This window comes from Variovorax sp. 54, assembly GCF_002754375.1.
Taxonomy (GTDB): domain Bacteria; phylum Pseudomonadota; class Gammaproteobacteria; order Burkholderiales; family Burkholderiaceae_C; genus Variovorax.
In genome coordinates, this window is the sequence record NZ_PEFF01000001.1 from 6627646 (window position 1) to 6642361 (window position 14716).

Genomic DNA, 14716 nt, shown 5'->3' on the forward strand with positions numbered 1-14716 from the left:
CCTCCTTGCCGTGCGTTTCAGTGCATCAGATCAGCTTGACGAGTTGCTTGCCGAAATTCTTGCCCTTGAGCAAACCCAGGAAGGCCTCAGGGGCAGCTTCGATGCCCTGCGCCACCGACTCGCGCGGCTTGAGCTTGCCCGTGCCCACCAGCGTGCCGAGTTCGGTCAGCGCCTCGGGCCACACCTCCATGTGCTCGCTGACGATGAAGCCCTCGATCTTCAGGCGGTTGATGAGGATCAGCGCGGGGTTCGCGAGCGGCAGCGGCTGGCCGTCGTAGCCGGCGATCATTCCGCACAGCGCCACGCGCGCGAAGGCGTTGGTGCGCAGCAGCACGGCGTCGAAGATGTAGCCGCCGACGTTCTCGAAGTAGCCGTCGATGCCGTTCGGGCAGGCTTCCTTGAGCGCGGCGCTCATGGTCTTCACGTCGGGGTGCTGGCGGTAGTCGATGCAGGCGTCGAAACCGAGCTCGTCGGTCACGTACTTGCACTTGTCGGGGCCGCCCGCAATGCCGACCACGCGACAGCCGCGCGCCTTGGCCAGCGCACCGAAGGCGCTGCCCACGGCGCCGCTGGCGGCGGTGATGACGACGGTTTCACCGGCCTTGGGCGCGATGATCTTCACGAGGCCGTACCAGGCCGTCACGCCGGGCATGCCGACCGCGCCGAGGTAGTGCGACAGCGGCACGTGCGTGGTGTCGACCTTCTTCAGCGCGCCGGGCTGCGAGCCATCGACCACGCTGTATTCCTGCCAGCCGCCGAAGCCGACGACCTTGTCGCCCACGGCGTACTTCGGGTGCTTGCTCTCGACCACTTCGCCGACCGTGCCGCCCTGGAACACCTGGCCCACGGGTTGCGGCTGCGCGTAGCTCTTCGAGTCGTTCATGCGCCCGCGCATGTACGGGTCGAGGCTCATGTAGTGGTGGCGCACCAGCACCTGGTTGTCGGCGAGCGCGGGCGTCTCGACAGTCACCAGCTTGAAGTTGCTGGCAACGGCTTCGCCCTCGGGGCGGTTGTCGAGGTGGATCTGCTTGTTGGTGGGCATGAAAGTCTCCGGGGGAATGGGGTGTCAGTCGGTCAGTCGGTGGAAGGCGGACGCATCGCGTTCGCGCTCGCGGGGCCGGTCGGCAGCCGGCGCTTCACGTACTTGAAGGTGCCGGTGGCATGGGCGCACACGCGCTCCTGCTCGTCGTAGATCTTGGCTTCGGTGAAGGCCAGCGTCGCGGTGCGATGCAGCAGCGTGCCGCGCGCATGCAGCGGGCCGACCGACGGTTGCATGAAGCTGGTCTTCATCTCGATGGTGACCACGCCGGTCTCCGGCGTCACGCTGCGCGCAGCGGCCGCCATGGCGATGTCGAGCAGCGTCATGCAGGCGCCGCCGTGCGTCACGTCGAAGGTGTTCAGGTGCTCGGGCTTGGCCGTGTACAGGATCTCCGATTCACCGCCCTCGAACTTCGTGAGCTCGAAGCCGAGGTGGCGCGCGAACGGAATCTGGGTCGTGTACGAGCGGATGTTGATGTCGCTGGACGTTTCGGGCGAATCGGACATGTCAGGCCGCACCCAGCACCACGCTCACACCACCGTCGACGGCGATCCATTGGCCGGTGATGTGCTTGCCGGCGTCGCTCGCGTACAGCAGCGTCAGGCCCTTCAGGTCTTCGTCGTCGCCCAGGCGGCCCAGCGGCGCCGAAGCGGCCATGTGCTCTTCGCCCAGCGACTTGATCAGGCCGGCCGCCATCTTCGTCATGAAGAAGCCCGGGCAGATCGCGTTGACGTTGATGTTGTACTTGCCCCATTCGGCGGCCAGCGTCTTCGTGAAGCCGATCACCGCGGTCTTCGAGGTGTTGTAGGCCAGCGTCTGCATGCCGGGCGGGTTGCCGTTCAGGCCCGCGATCGACGCGATGTTGATGATGCGACCGCGCTTCTTCGGGATCATGTAGCCGTTGGCAACCTGCTGCGCGAGGATGAAGTAGCCGCGCACGTTGAGGTTCATCACCTTGTCCCAGGCCTCGACCGGGTGGCTCTCGGCGGGCGAACCCCAGCTGGCGCCGGCGTTGTTGATGAGGATGTCGATGCCGCCCATGCGCTGCAGCGTTTCGTCGGCCAGGCGGCGGGTGTCTTCTTCCTTCGAGCAGTCGGCGGCGATCCAGCGTGCGTCGATGCCGGCGGCCTGCAGCTCGGCGGCGGCCTGCTCCAGGTCTTCGGCCTTGCGCGAGCTCAGCATGATCTTCGCGCCGGCTTCGCCGAGCGCGTGGGCCATCTGCAGGCCCAGGCCGCGCGAGCCGCCGGTGATGAGGGCGGTCTGGCCCGTGAGGTCGAACAGTTGTTGGGTGGTGCGGACGGTCATGGGTTATCTCCGGTGTTCTTTGAAGGGGTCGGTCAGATTTCGTAGTCCATGCACTGGCGGGCTTCTCGCACGGCGCCGATGAAAGGCTTCAATGCCACGTGCTGCGGATGGTCCGCATAGGCCGCCAGTGCGGCGGAGTCGGTGAATTCCGAGTTGAGGATCAGGTCGTAGGTGGCCTCGAGCCCGGGCTGGGCAATGACGACCTCGAAACGGTGCGTGCCGGGCGAGAGCGTTGCGCAGGCGTCGAGCAGCGCCTTGGCCTTGAGCAGGTTGGTCGCCTTGTCGGCGCCCTCGGCGTGCTCCTTGAACTTCCACATCACGATGTGCTTGAGCATGGTCGGGTCCTTGCCTTGTTGTTTACTTGAGCCGCGAACGCACGTAGATGAGCACCACGCCCACTGCGGCGATCACGCCGCCGGGCACGGCCATCGACCAGCCCAGCGCGGGCTCGGTGCGGCCCGTGGCCACCCCCAGGATCACGAGAAACAGGCCGCCGTAGATCAATATCCAGATCCACTTCTCGAGCCGCGCATGCGGCTTGGGTGGTGTCGGCGTCGGGGCGGCGGGCGGGGGTGAGTTCGGGGCGGCGTTGGCCATTGTCAGAAAGCGTCCTCGGGCAAAGCGGTACAGGTCGGGTCACGGCTCTCCACCACGTTGAGCCAGGCACCGATTTTCGGCAGCTCGTAGTGGAAGAAGTAGTCCGTGGCGCCGATCTTGCCAGCTGTTACCGCCCTCTCCTTCTGCGCGTCGATTTCCAGGGCCCGCAGGGCCACGTCGAGCCAGAGCCAGGCCAGCACCGTGTGGCCGAAGGCCTGCATGTAGGGCACGGCGTTGGCCAGCGCGTCGGCCGGGTCGCCGGTGGACCAGGCAGCTTCGGTGGCGCTGCCGATGCGCTGTAGCGCGGCGCCCAGCGCCTTGGCGTGCGGCGCCAGCGCGGGCACCTTGGCGGCGCGGCCGATGGTCTCGGTGACGCGGCCGGCCAGCAGCTGCAGGCCGCGGCCTTTTTCCATGAGCACCTTGCGGCCCAGCAGGTCGGCCGCCTGGATGCCGTGCGTGCCCTCGTGGATCATGTTCAGGCGGTTGTCGCGCCAGTACTGCTCCACCGGAAAGTCGCGCGTGTAGCCATAGCCGCCGTGCACCTGGATCGCCAGCGAATTGGCCTCCAGGCACCACTCGCTGGGCCAGCTCTTGGCGATGGGCGTGAGCACTTCGAGCAGCAGGCGGGCGTCGTCAGCCGTCTGCGCATCGCCGGTCTTCTGCGTGTCGACCAGCCGGGCGCAGTACAGCTCCAGCGCCAATGCGCCCTCGCAGTACGCCTTCTGGGCCAGCAGCATGCGGCGCACGTCGGCGTGCTCGATGATGCGCACCTGCGGCGCGGCCGAGTCCTTGACGACGGCGGCGCCGGCCGCTTCAGGCTTCTTCACCAGCCGGCCCTGCGGGCGGCTCTTGGCGTAGTCGAGCGAGGCGTAGTAGCCGGCCATGCCGAGCATGGTGGCGGCGGTGCCGACGCCGATGCGGGCCTCGTTCATCATGTGGAACATGCAGTGCAGGCCCTTGCCGGGCGAGCCGACCAGGTAGCCCACCGCGCCGGCCTTGCCGCCGACCGGGTACTTGCCTTCGCCGAAGTTCAGCAGCGTGTTGGTGGTACCGCGCCAGCCGAGCTTGTGGTTCAGGCCGGCCAGCGCCACGTCGTTGCGCTCGCCCGTGAGTGCGCCCTGCGTGTCGACCATGCGCTTGGGCACGATGAACAGCGAAATGCCGCGCGTGCCCGGCACCAGCTTGCCGTTCTCGTCGGGGATCTTGGCGAGCACGATGTGCACGATGTTCTCGGTCAGCTCGTGGTCGCCGGACGAGATCCACATCTTGTTGCCGGTGAGGCGGTAGCGCGGGCCCAGCGGGTCGCTCTGAAAGTCGGTGCCATCCGGCACCGCACGCGTGGCCACGTCGCTCAGCGACGAGCCGGCCTGCGGCTCCGACAGGCACATGGTGCCGGCCCAGCGGCCCGAAAATTCGTTCTTGGCGAACACCTCTTTCTGCATCTCGGTGCCGTGCACCATGAGCAGGTTGGCGTTGCCGCTGGTGAGCATGTTCGAGCCGATGCTCACCGAGGCCATCGCGAAAAAGCTGTTGGCCGCCGCCTGCACCGTGTAGGGCAGCTGCATGCCGCCGATCTCGTAGTCTTGCGCGGCGCTCATCATTCCGGACTCGACGAAGGCCTTGTGCGCGTCGTGCGTGGCCTGCGGCAGGATGACTTTCTCGCCATCGAAATGCGGCTCCTGCGTGTCGACGGTGCGGTTGAACGGCGCGTACTTTTCGCGCGCAATGCGCTCGCAGGTGTCGAGCACGGCGTCGAAGGTCTCGCGCGAGTGGTCGGCAAAACGCTCGCTCTGGTTGAGCTTCTCGGCGTCGAGCCAGTCGTAAAGCAGAAAGTCGAGGGTGGGACGCAGGCTCATGGTGATGTCTTCTTCAGGCTACGACTTCGCGGGTGACGAAGTCTTCTTCTTCGGGGAATCGGGCAGCGTGGCGATGGTGCCCTGCGCCAGCGCGCAGAGCTTCTCGGTGCCGTCGTCGGCCACCGCCACCACCTCACAGGTGCACACGGCCTGCGAGCTGCCGGTGTGCACGGCCCGGGCGCGCGCAATCAGCCGCTGGCCGATGGCGGGCCGCACGTAGTTGATCTTGAATTCGGAGGTCACGACCGGCACGCGCAAGGCGCTGCCGCCCGCAAAGGTCAGCGCGTTGTCGGCCATGTAGCTCACGATGCCGCCATGGGCGAAACCGTGCTGCTGCTTCAGCTGCGCGGTGAGCGGCAGCTGAAGCTCGGCATGGCCCGGTGCGAGCGCGTGCAGCTCGGCGCCGATCAGCACGCTGAAGGGCTGCGCGGCGAGCACGCTGCGCCCATATTCCAGGACGGCTTCGGGCGAGACCTCCTGGTCCGGACCAAAGCCGGACATGGTTACAGGACCTCGAACACGCCCGCAGCGCCCATGCCGCCGCCGATGCACATCGTGACCACGACCTTCTTGGCGCCGCGGCGCTTGCCTTCGATGAGCGCGTGGCCCGTGAGGCGCTGGCCGCTCACGCCGTAGGGGTGGCCGACAGCGATGGCGCCGCCGTTCACGTTCAGGCGGTCGCCCGGGATGCCCAGCTTGTCGCGGCAGTAGATCACCTGTACCGCGAAGGCTTCGTTCAGTTCCCACAGGTCGATGTCGTTGACCGTGAGGCCCAGGCGCTTGAGCACCTTCGGAATGGCGAAGACCGGGCCGATGCCCATTTCGTCGGGCTCGCAGCCGGCCACGGCGAAGCCGAGGAAACGGCCGATGGGCGCCAGGCCCTTCTGTTGTGCGTACTTCTCGTCGACCAGCACGCAGGCACCGCCGCCGTCGGAGAACTGGCTGGCGTTGCCGGCCGAGATCAGGCCGCCGGGCATGGCCGGGCGGATGCCGCTGATGCCTTCCTTGGTGGTGCCGGGACGGATGCCTTCGTCGTTCTCGATCGTGACTTCCTTGGTGCGCAGGCCCATCACGGGGTCGGCCACGCCGGCCAGCACGGTGATGGGGGCGATTTCGGCCTTGAAGAGGCCCGCTTCGAGCGCGGCGGTGGCACGCTGCTGGCTTTGTGCGCCGTACTCGTCCATGGCGTCGCGGCCGATGTTGTAGCGCTTGGCGACCTGCTCGGCGGTCTGCAGCATGTTCCAGTAGATCTCGGGCTTGTGCTTCACGAGCCACGGGTCGGCCAGCATGTGCGTGTTGGCTTCGTTCTGCACGCACGAGATGCTCTCGACGCCGCCGGCCACGTACACCTCGCCCTCGCCCGCGATGATGCGCTGGGCGGCGGTGGCGATGGTCTGCAGGCCCGACGAGCAGAAGCGGTTGATGGTCATGCCCGAGGTGGTGACCGGCAGGCCGGCGCGCAGTGCGATCTGGCGCGCGATGTTGGAGCCGGTGGCGCCTTCAGGCGTGGCGCAACCCATGATGACGTCGTCGACCGAGGCCGGGTCGATGCCGGCGCGCTGCACCGCGTGCTGCACGGCATGGCCGCCCAGCGTGGCGCCGTGCGTCATGTTGAAGGCACCCTTCCAGCTCTTCGCGAGCGGCGTGCGGGCGGTGGAAACGATGACGGCGCTGGTCATGGTGAGGTCCTTTGAAGATGGAAGGGAAAAGAGGGAGAAGACGGGGTCGTCATTGCGCCGGAGCAGCGTTCGTGTTGCTCAGGAGCTGGTGATAGAAGCCGATCATCTCGCCGTAGTTCGAGATGGCCAGGCGTTCGTTGTTGCCATGAAAGCGCGCCAGGTCCTCGCTCTTCACGCGGAACGGCGAGAAGCGGAAGACGGCGTCGCTCACGAGGCTGAAGTGGCGCGAATCGGTGGCGGCGGTCATGAGGCCGGGCGCCACCACGGCGTCGGGGAAGCTCTGGCGCACAGCCTGCTGGATCGCGCGGTAGCCGGTGCTGTCGGTCGGCGACACGGGCGACGGCTCCGAGTTGCCGGGGTACTGCTTGATCTTGATGTCGTCGTTGGCCAGCGTCTTGCGCAGGTGCGCCTCGACGCTCGCGATGCTGTCGCCCGGCAGGATGCGGAAGTTGACGGCGGCCTCGGCGCGGCCGGGCAGCACGTTGTCCTTGTTGCCGGCGCGCACGATGGTCAGCGCCGTGGTCGTGCGCAGCATGGCGTTGCTGCTCGGGCTCTTCTCGAGCTGGCCGCGCACCAATGATTCAGTGAGCCACAGGTTGGAGAGCATCACGCGGTTGACGCCGCTCATTTCGGGCGCGAGCGCACCGAACATCTGGCCGGCCACGCCCTGGATGCCGCCGGGCATCGGGTTGGCTTCGAGCCGGGCCAGCGCGGCGCTCATGCTGCCGATGGCGCTGTGTTGCGGCGGCATCGACGAATGGCCGGGGGCGGTGTCGAGCGACAGGAAGAAAGTGCCGTAGCCCTTCTCGGCCAGGCCGATGAGCGCCGCGGGCTTGCTCAGGCCGGGCAGCACGCCGTCGAGCACCAGCAGGCCTTCGTCGAGCACCCAATCGAGGCGCACGTTGCGCGACTTGAGCAGTTCGGCGATGGGCAGCGCGCCGCGCAGGCCGCTCACCTCTTCGTCGTCGCCCATCACCAGGTAGACGGTCTGCTTCGGCTTGAAGCCGGCGCCGATGAGCAGCTCGATGGCTTCCATCTGCGCGAAAAGATTGCTCTTGTTGTCGAGCGTGCCGCGGCCCCAGACGAAACCGTCCTTGATCTCGCCGGCGAAGGGGTCGACCGTCCAGGCTTTTTCAGTGCCGGGGGCGATGGGCACCATGTCCTGGTGCGCCATCAGCGCGATGGGTTTGGCGGACGGGTCGGTGCCGGTCCATGCGTAGAGCAGCGCCTTGTTGCCCACGACTTCCTTCTTCAGGGTGGCGTGGACCTTGGGGTACTGCTGTTCGAGGTAAGCGTGGAGCTTGTCGAATTCGGCCGCGTTGGCGGCCGAGTCGTCCATGCTCGACACCGTGCGGAACGTGATCGCCGTCGACAGCCGTTTGGCGGCGGCCTGCAGGTCGATGTCCAGCTTGGGTGCGGGCGCCACCGCAAGTTGTTGCGATGGCGTGGTCCAGGTCTTGACCGCCACAGCCGCCACGAGTGCCAGGAGCACCAGCAGCAGCCCGAGGAAGATGCGTTTCAACATGGGCGGTCTTGATCCTGGGTTCAGTTCAGTCTCAGCTGAAGGACTTGCCTTCGGCCACCAGCTTCTGGATCAGCGGTGCGGGCTGCCAGAACTCGGCGTCGTCGCGCGGGTTCAGCGCAAAGCGCTTCATCGTCTCGGCCACGTTGTACAGGCCGACCTGCGAGGCGTAGTGCATCGGGCCACCGCGGTAGATCGGGAAGCCGTAGCCGGTGAGGTACACCATGTCGATGTCGCCCGACTTGGAGGCAATGCCGTCTTCCAGGATGTGCGCGCCTTCGTTGACGAGGGCGAACACCAGTCGCTGCACGATTTCCGTGTCGGAGATCTTGCGCGGCGTGATGCCCAGTTCCTTGCGGTGGTCCTCGATCATCTTGTTGACGAGCTCCGACGGAATGGCGTCGCGCTTGCCGGCCTGGTAGTCGTACCACCCTGCCCCGGTCTTCTGGCCGAAGCGGCCCAGTTCGCAGAGCTTGTCGGCGGTGCGGCTGTACTTCATGTCGGCACGCTCGGTGGCGCGGCGCTTGCGAATGGCCCAGCCGATGTCGTTGCCGGCCAGGTCGCCCATGCGGAACGGGCCCATGGCAAAGCCGAACTTCTCGACGGCCTTGTCGACCTGCTGTGGCGTGGCGCCTTCGTCCAGCAGGAAGCCGGCCTGGCGGCTGTACTGCTCGATCATGCGGTTGCCGATGAAGCCGTCGCACACGCCCGACACGACGGACGTCTTCTTGATCTTCTTGCCGATGGCCATCACGGTGGCCAGCACGTCCTTGGACGTGGCCTTGCCGCGCACCACTTCGAGCAGCTTCATCACGTTGGCCGGGCTGAAGAAGTGCATGCCGACCACGTCTTGCGGACGGTCGGTGAACGAGGCGATCTTGTCGACGTCGAGCGTCGAGGTGTTCGAGGCCAGGATGGCGCCCTTCTTGGCGACGCGATCGAGTTCCTTGAAGACCTTTTCCTTGACGCCGATTTCTTCGAACACGGCTTCGATGATGAGGTCGGCGTCCTTCAGGTCGTCGTAGCTCAGCGTGGTGCTCAACAGCGCCATGCGTTGCTCGTACTTGTCCTGCTTGAGCTTGCCCTTCTTGACCTGGGCTTCGTAGTTCTTCTTGATGGTGGCAATGCCGCGATCGAGCGCCTCTTGCTTCATCTCGAGGATCTTGACGGGGATGCCCGCGTTCAGGAAGTTCATCGAGATGCCGCCGCCCATGGTGCCGGCGCCGATCACGCCGACGGCCTTGATGTCGCGCTTGGGCGTGTCTTCGGGCACATCAGGAATCTTGCTCGCGGCGCGCTCGGCCATGAACAGGTGGCGCAGGGCCAGCGATTCGGGCGTGAACATCAGCGCGGTGAACAGACGGCGCTCTTCGGCCATGCCGTCGTCGAACTTCATCTTGGTCGCGGCCTGCACGGCATCGACGCACTTCAGCGGCGCGGGGTAATTCTTCGACATGCCGCCGACCATGTTCTTCGCGAACTGGAAGTAGGCATCGCCTTGCGGGTGCTTGCACGGCAGGTTGCGCACCAGCGGCAGCTCGCCACCCTTGGCAGCGACCGACTTGGCGAACTCGACGGCTTCGTCGAACACCGATTCGGCCGAGGCGGCCAGCTTGTCGAACAGCTTCTGGCCCGGCAGGCTGGCGAGCAGCTCGCTCTTCACCGGCTCGCCGCTGACGATCATGTTCAGGGCGGTTTCCACGCCGAGCACGCGCGGCAGGCGCTGCGTGCCACCGGCGCCCGGCAGCAGGCCGAGCTTGACTTCAGGCAGCGCCACGCTGGTGCCGGGTGCGGCCACGCGGTAGTGGCAACCCAGGGCCAGCTCGAGGCCGCCGCCCATGCACACCGAGTGGATGGCTGCGACGATGGGCTTGGGAGAGGCTTCGAGCGAGAGGATCACGCTCAGCAGGTTGGGCTCTTGCAGCGCCTTGGGCGTGCCGAATTCCTTGATGTCCGCACCGCCCGAGAACGCCTTGCCGGCACCGGTGATGACGATGGCCTTGACGGCGTTGTCGGCATTGGCCTTGGACAGGCCGTCGGTGATGCCGATGCGTGTCGAGAAGCCGAGACCGTTGACCGGCGGGTTGGTCAGGGTGATCACGGCGACATCGCCGAGCACTTTGTATTCAGCCGTCATGCTGCGTTCCTTGGTGTGTGAAGAAAAAGAAGAAAAAGCACGAGTGTTCTTTTTCGAGGATTCTAGGCGTTTTGCGCGACGCAACAATGGCACGCAGTCGCTGTCGGGACAAGGGGAATCCGGGGCGTAGCCCGGACTCCCGGCTGGATCAGACCTCCAGCCACTCCCGACGTGTATTGCCGTCTGCGCGCAGGCTGTCGGGCGTTCCGTCGAACACGATGCTGCCGTGGCCCATGACGAGCGCGCGGTCCGAAATCTGCATCGCGATGGTGAGCTTCTGCTCGATGAGGAGCACCGAGATGCCCTTGTCCTTCAGCGTGCGCAGGTACTGCCCCACCAGCTCGACGATCTTGGGCGCAAGGCCTTCGGTGGGCTCGTCGATGATGATCAGGTCGGGGTCGCCCATGAGCGTGCGGCACAGCGTGAGCATCTGCTGCTCGCCGCCCGAGAGCACGCCGGCCTCGGTGTGCTGGCGCTCCTTCAGGCGCGGGAACATGGTGTACATGTCGTCGAACTGCCAGCGGCTGCCCTTGCCCGTGCCCTTCTGCCCCAGCAGCAGGTTCTGGTGCACCGTGAGCTTGGGGAAGATCTCGCGGTTCTCGGGCACGTAGCCGATGCCCATGTGCGCGATCTCGTAGGCCTTGCGACGCAGGATGTCGCCGCCCTTCCACTGCAGCGTGCCCTCGGCGTGCACCAGGCCCATGATGGCCTTGGCAGTGGTCGAGCGGCCCGAGCCGTTGCGTCCCAGCAGGGCCACGATTTCGCCCGGGCGAACGTCGAAGGAAACGCCATGCAGCACATGGCTCTTGCCGTAGTAGGCGTGGATGTCGTGAAGCTTCAGCATGTCAGTGTCCCGCCCCTTGCGCATCGGCAACCGAGGAGCCGAGGTAAGCCTCCTGCACGCGCGCATTGGCGCGCACGGCGGCCGGCGTGTCGAAGGCGATGACTTCACCGTAGACCACCACGGCGATCTTGTCGGCCAGCCCGAAGACCACGCCCATGTCGTGCTCCACCGTCAACAGCGTCTTGCCGACGGTGACGTGCTTGATGAGCGAGATGAAGTGCGAGGTCTCGGTCTTGCTCATGCCGGCCGTGGGCTCGTCCAGCAAGATGACGCCGGAGCCGCCGGCAATCGTCACGCCGATCTCGAGCGCGCGCTGTTCGGCATAGGTGAGGTTCACCGCATGCACGTCGCGCTTGCGCTCCAGGCCGATCTGCTTGATGAGCTCTTCGGTGCGCGCGTTGGCGTCGTCCAGGTTCGAGAGAAAGCGCAGGAAGGTGTACTTGTAGCCCAGGCTCCACAGCACGCCGCAGCGCAGGTTCTCGAAGACGCTGAGCTTCGGGAAGATGTTGGTGATCTGGAAGCTGCGCGACAGCCCCAGGCGGTTGATTTCGTAAGGCTTCTTGCCGTCGATGCGCTGGCCGTTGAGCAGCACCTCGCCGCTGGTGGGCGTGAGCCGCCCGCTGATCAGGTTGAACAGCGTCGACTTGCCCGCGCCGTTCGGTCCGATCACGGCGATGCGTTCGCCGGCCTTCACCGCCAGGTCCACGCCACGGATGATTTCGGTCTTGCCGAAATTCTTGCGCAGCGCCTTCAGTTCCAATGCGTATTGCGCGCTCATTTACGCCGCCTCCCGACGTTTGATTTCTGCTTCGATCTCTTCCTGCGCCTGCCCCCAGACCCGCACGAAGCGGCGCCGGGCCACCTCGAGCACGGCCAGGCCGATGGCCAGGATCGCAATGGCGCCGAGCCAGCTGCTCATGCCCGCCGTGTTCAGCATGGTGCCGAAGAACTTCAGGTCCGGGCCCATCGCCGCGTTGAGCTGGATGTGATAGATCATCTCGATCAGTGCAGCCGCACCGATGACGACCGGCACCAGTGCCACGGCGAGCGCGGCGTACAGGCCCCAGAAGCGGTTGAACTTGCCGAACTTGGCCACGCGCAGGTTCATCATGATCAGGCTGGCGATGCCGCCGGGGGCGAACATCACCATGAACACGAACACCAGGCCGAAGTACAGCTGCCAGGCCTTCGACAGTTCGGACAGCAGGATCGAGGCGAACACCAGCAGCACCGCGCCGATGATCGGACCGAAGAAGAACACCGCGCCGCCCAGGAAGGTGAACAGCAGGTAGCCGCCCGAGCGGATGGCGTTCAGGCTGTCGGCCGCGTTCACGATCTCGAAGTTGATCGAGGCCAGGCCGCCGCCAATGCCGGCAAAGAAGCCCGCGATGATGAACGCGAAGTAGCGCACGCGCTGCGTGTTGTAACCGATGAACTCCACGCGCTCCGGGTTGTCGCGCACCGCGTTCAGCATGCGGCCCAGCGGCGTGCCGGTGAAGGCATACATGAGCGCAGTGCACACGAAGCAGTACACGGCGATCAGGTAGTACACCTGGATCTGCGAGCCGAAGTTGAAGCCGAAGAAGGTCGGGCCGTACACGCGGTCGGTGGTGATGCCGCCCTCGCCGCCGAAGAAGCTGGGGAACATCAGCGCCATCGAGGCCACGAGCTCGCCGATGCCCATGGTGATCATGGCAAAGGTGGTGCCCGACTTCTTGGTGGTCACGAAGCCCAGCAGGATGGCGAAGAACATCCCCGCCAGACCGCCGACGAGCGGAATGAGCACCAGCGGAATCGTCGGGCCGCCCTTGGTCGCCAGGTTCATCGCATGGATGGCGATGAACGAGCCCAGGCCGGTGTAGACGGCATGGCCGAAGCTCAGCATGCCGCCCTGCCCCAGCAGGATGTTGTAGCTCAGGCAGATGATGATCAGGTAGCCCATCTGCGAGAGCATCGTCAGCGCCAGGCTGCTCTTGAACAGCAGCGGCGAGATGATCAGCACCAGCGCGAACAGCGCCCAGATCAGGTAGCGCCCGATGTTCCAGGGCTTGAAGCGGTAGTACCGCGTCGGGGTCGTCGGGGAAGTGGTGGTTGCGGTGGTCATGGTGTCAGTCCTCCCGGGTGCCCAGAAGACCCTTCGGGCGGAAGATGAGGATCAGCACGAGGAACAGGTACGGCAGAATCGGCGCGACCTGCGAGATCGTGAGCTTGAGCAGCTCGTAGCCGAAGGTCTGGTCGGTCACGGCCACGCCCAGGGCCTGCAGCGCGGTGGCCATCGACTGGTCCAGCGCGACCGCGAAGGTCTGGATGATCCCGATCAGCAGCGACGCCAGGAAGGCGCCCGCCAGCGAGCCCATGCCGCCGACCACCACCACCACGAAGATGATGGTGCCAACCGAACCGGCCATGGCCGGCTCCGTGACATAGGTGTTGCCGCCGATCACGCCCGCCAGGCCGGCGAGCGCGGCACCGCCGCCGAACACCAGCATGAACACGCGCGGCACGTTGTGGCCCAGCGCCTCGACCATGTCGGGGTGCTTCAGGGCCGCCTGGATCACCAGGCCGATGCGGGTGCGCGTGAGCAGCAGCCACACGGACACCAGCATCAGCATCGCCACCAGCATGATGAACGAGCGCGACTTGGGGAACTGCGTGCCGTACAGCGTGAAGAGCGGGCCCTGCAGCGCTTCGGGCAGGCCGTAGGGCACGGTGGAGCGGCCCCAGACCAGCTGGACCAGCTCGAGGATGAGGTACGAAAGACCGAAGGTCACCAGCAGCTCGGGTACGTGGCCGAACTTGTGGACCCGGCGCAGGCTGTAGCGCTCGAAGGCCGCACCCAGTGCACCCACCAGCAGCGGCGACAAAATGAGCGCCGGCCAGAAGCCGACGAGGCCCGACAGGGTGTAGGCGAAATAGGCGCCCAGCATGTAGAAGCTGGCGTGTGCAAAGTTGAGCACACCCATCATGCTGAAGATCAGCGTAAGGCCAGAGCTCAGCATGAACAACAGCAGGCCGTAGCTGACGCCGTTGAGCAGTGAGATGACGAAGAATTCGACGTTCATCGGTCTTCCGTGTCGGTTGAAAAAGAAAGAGGCCCGAGTGTTGAAGTCGGGCCTCGACCGGTCAGTGAGTGATCAGCAGGCGATCAGGAGGCGCCGCCGGGTCGCTTCATCTGGCACGAGGTGGGCGTGCTCGAGACGTAGGGCTCGTAGTACTTGACCGGTGCCAGCGTGTAGCCGGTGTTTTCCGGGCTGTACGGGCTCTTCGCGTCGGCCTTCTGCCAGCGCGTGATCCACAGGCCCTGCTGCAGCTGGTGGTCGGACTTGCGCATCTCGACGTCGCCATTGAAGCTCTTGAACTTCATGCCTTCCATGGCGGCGGCCACCTTGACGGGGTCGGTCGACTTGGTGCGCACGAAGGCTTCGGCGAGCATCGCGTACACGGTGTACGGCGACGTCGTGTACAGGTCTTCGTTGAAGCGCTTCTTGAACTCGTTCATCATCGGCGCGATCGGGCCCGGCGCGTTGTAGTGGCTGTAGCCCACCATGTAGACCTTGCCGTCCGAGGCCGCGCCCATGGCGGTCGGCGTGCCGTTGGTCACGGCGTAGTAGGTGTAGAACTTGACGTTCAGGCCCGCGTCGTTGGCCGACTTGATGAGCAGCGCGAGGTCGGAACCCCAGTTGCCGGTGATGACCGTGTCGGCGCCCGACGCCTTGATCTTGGCAATGTAGGGCGCG

15 protein-coding genes are annotated in these 14716 nt (G+C 65.8%); all 15 read right to left on the minus strand.

The genetic code is table 11. The features are described 5' to 3' along the window. Window positions 1-25: 25 nt before the first annotated feature. A complete protein-coding gene (locus tag CLU95_RS30390) occupies window positions 26-1042 on the minus strand; it encodes an NADP-dependent oxidoreductase (RefSeq protein ID WP_099797027.1) in 1017 nt (338 codons plus the stop codon). 32 nt (window positions 1043-1074) lie between these two features. After that, on the minus strand, window positions 1075-1545 hold the full coding sequence (locus CLU95_RS30395; RefSeq protein ID WP_099797028.1) for a PaaI family thioesterase: 471 nt from the start codon (window positions 1543-1545) through the stop codon (window positions 1075-1077). Between the two features lies 1 nt (window position 1546). Then, window positions 1547-2344 carry an SDR family oxidoreductase gene (locus tag CLU95_RS30400; protein ID WP_099797029.1) on the minus strand — a complete coding sequence of 266 codons (798 nt, stop codon included), beginning with the start codon at window positions 2342-2344 and terminating at the stop codon, window positions 1547-1549. 32 nt (window positions 2345-2376) lie between these two features. Then, window positions 2377-2679: a Dabb family protein gene (locus CLU95_RS30405; RefSeq protein ID WP_099797030.1), complete on the minus strand. Its 303-nt coding sequence runs from the start codon at window positions 2677-2679 to the stop codon at window positions 2377-2379. A 22-nt stretch (window positions 2680-2701) separates the two neighbouring features. After that, entirely contained in the window at window positions 2702-2941 is a 240-nt protein-coding gene (locus tag CLU95_RS30410) for a hypothetical protein (RefSeq protein ID WP_099797031.1), read from the minus strand. Window positions 2942-2943: 2 nt separating this feature from the next. Next, window positions 2944-4797, minus strand: coding sequence for an acyl-CoA dehydrogenase (locus CLU95_RS30415; RefSeq protein ID WP_099797032.1), 1854 nt, complete (start codon window positions 4795-4797; stop codon window positions 2944-2946). A gap of 18 nt (window positions 4798-4815) precedes the next feature. Continuing rightward, complete coding sequence (locus CLU95_RS30420; protein WP_099797033.1) at window positions 4816-5298, minus strand: PaaI family thioesterase; 483 nt, start codon at window positions 5296-5298, stop codon at window positions 4816-4818. A 2-nt stretch (window positions 5299-5300) separates the two neighbouring features. Further along, the gene (locus CLU95_RS30425) at window positions 5301-6476 is read right to left on the minus strand and encodes an acetyl-CoA C-acyltransferase (RefSeq protein WP_099797034.1); all 1176 of its coding nucleotides are present in this window, start codon (window positions 6474-6476) and stop codon (window positions 5301-5303) included. Window positions 6477-6525: 49 nt separating this feature from the next. Beyond that, on the minus strand, window positions 6526-8001 hold the full coding sequence (locus tag CLU95_RS30430; RefSeq protein WP_099797035.1) for a M20 family peptidase: 1476 nt from the start codon (window positions 7999-8001) through the stop codon (window positions 6526-6528). A 31-nt stretch (window positions 8002-8032) separates the two neighbouring features. Next, a complete protein-coding gene (locus CLU95_RS30435; protein ID WP_099797036.1) occupies window positions 8033-10135 on the minus strand; it encodes a 3-hydroxyacyl-CoA dehydrogenase NAD-binding domain-containing protein in 2103 nt (700 codons plus the stop codon). Between the two features lie 148 nt (window positions 10136-10283). Next, complete coding sequence (locus CLU95_RS30440) at window positions 10284-10979, minus strand: ABC transporter ATP-binding protein (protein ID WP_099797037.1); 696 nt, start codon at window positions 10977-10979, stop codon at window positions 10284-10286. A 1-nt stretch (window position 10980) separates the two neighbouring features. After that, window positions 10981-11757: an ABC transporter ATP-binding protein gene (locus CLU95_RS30445; RefSeq protein ID WP_099797038.1), complete on the minus strand. Its 777-nt coding sequence runs from the start codon at window positions 11755-11757 to the stop codon at window positions 10981-10983. Beyond that, on the minus strand, window positions 11758-13083 hold the full coding sequence (locus tag CLU95_RS30450) for a branched-chain amino acid ABC transporter permease (protein ID WP_099797039.1): 1326 nt from the start codon (window positions 13081-13083) through the stop codon (window positions 11758-11760). A gap of 4 nt (window positions 13084-13087) precedes the next feature. Next, window positions 13088-14041: a branched-chain amino acid ABC transporter permease gene (locus tag CLU95_RS30455; RefSeq protein WP_099797040.1), complete on the minus strand. Its 954-nt coding sequence runs from the start codon at window positions 14039-14041 to the stop codon at window positions 13088-13090. An 83-nt stretch (window positions 14042-14124) separates the two neighbouring features. After that, window positions 14125-14716, minus strand: a 592-nt coding sequence (locus CLU95_RS30460) for an ABC transporter substrate-binding protein (RefSeq protein WP_180288709.1), incomplete at its 5' end; no start/stop codon positions are given.

Excerpts from the sequence above, each read along its gene's own strand:
- CLU95_RS30390 (WP_099797027.1), bottom strand. The coding sequence starts at position 1,042 with ATGCCCACCAACAAGCAGATCCACCTCGACAACCGCCCCGAGGGCGAA.
- CLU95_RS30395 (WP_099797028.1), bottom strand. The coding sequence starts at position 1,545 with ATGTCCGATTCGCCCGAAACGTCCAGCGACATCAACATCCGCTCGTAC.
- CLU95_RS30400 (WP_099797029.1), bottom strand. The coding sequence starts at position 2,344 with ATGACCGTCCGCACCACCCAACAACTGTTCGACCTCACGGGCCAGACC.
- CLU95_RS30405 (WP_099797030.1), bottom strand. The coding sequence starts at position 2,679 with ATGCTCAAGCACATCGTGATGTGGAAGTTCAAGGAGCACGCCGAGGGC.
- CLU95_RS30410 (WP_099797031.1), bottom strand. The coding sequence starts at position 2,941 with ATGGCCAACGCCGCCCCGAACTCACCCCCGCCCGCCGCCCCGACGCCG.
- CLU95_RS30415 (WP_099797032.1), bottom strand. The coding sequence starts at position 4,797 with ATGAGCCTGCGTCCCACCCTCGACTTTCTGCTTTACGACTGGCTCGAC.
- CLU95_RS30420 (WP_099797033.1), bottom strand. The coding sequence starts at position 5,298 with ATGTCCGGCTTTGGTCCGGACCAGGAGGTCTCGCCCGAAGCCGTCCTG.
- CLU95_RS30425 (WP_099797034.1), bottom strand. The coding sequence starts at position 6,476 with ATGACCAGCGCCGTCATCGTTTCCACCGCCCGCACGCCGCTCGCGAAG.
- CLU95_RS30430 (WP_099797035.1), bottom strand. The coding sequence starts at position 8,001 with ATGTTGAAACGCATCTTCCTCGGGCTGCTGCTGGTGCTCCTGGCACTC.
- CLU95_RS30435 (WP_099797036.1), bottom strand. The coding sequence starts at position 10,135 with ATGACGGCTGAATACAAAGTGCTCGGCGATGTCGCCGTGATCACCCTG.
- CLU95_RS30440 (WP_099797037.1), bottom strand. The coding sequence starts at position 10,979 with ATGCTGAAGCTTCACGACATCCACGCCTACTACGGCAAGAGCCATGTG.
- CLU95_RS30445 (WP_099797038.1), bottom strand. The coding sequence starts at position 11,757 with ATGAGCGCGCAATACGCATTGGAACTGAAGGCGCTGCGCAAGAATTTC.
- CLU95_RS30450 (WP_099797039.1), bottom strand. The coding sequence starts at position 13,083 with ATGACCACCGCAACCACCACTTCCCCGACGACCCCGACGCGGTACTAC.
- CLU95_RS30455 (WP_099797040.1), bottom strand. The coding sequence starts at position 14,041 with ATGAACGTCGAATTCTTCGTCATCTCACTGCTCAACGGCGTCAGCTAC.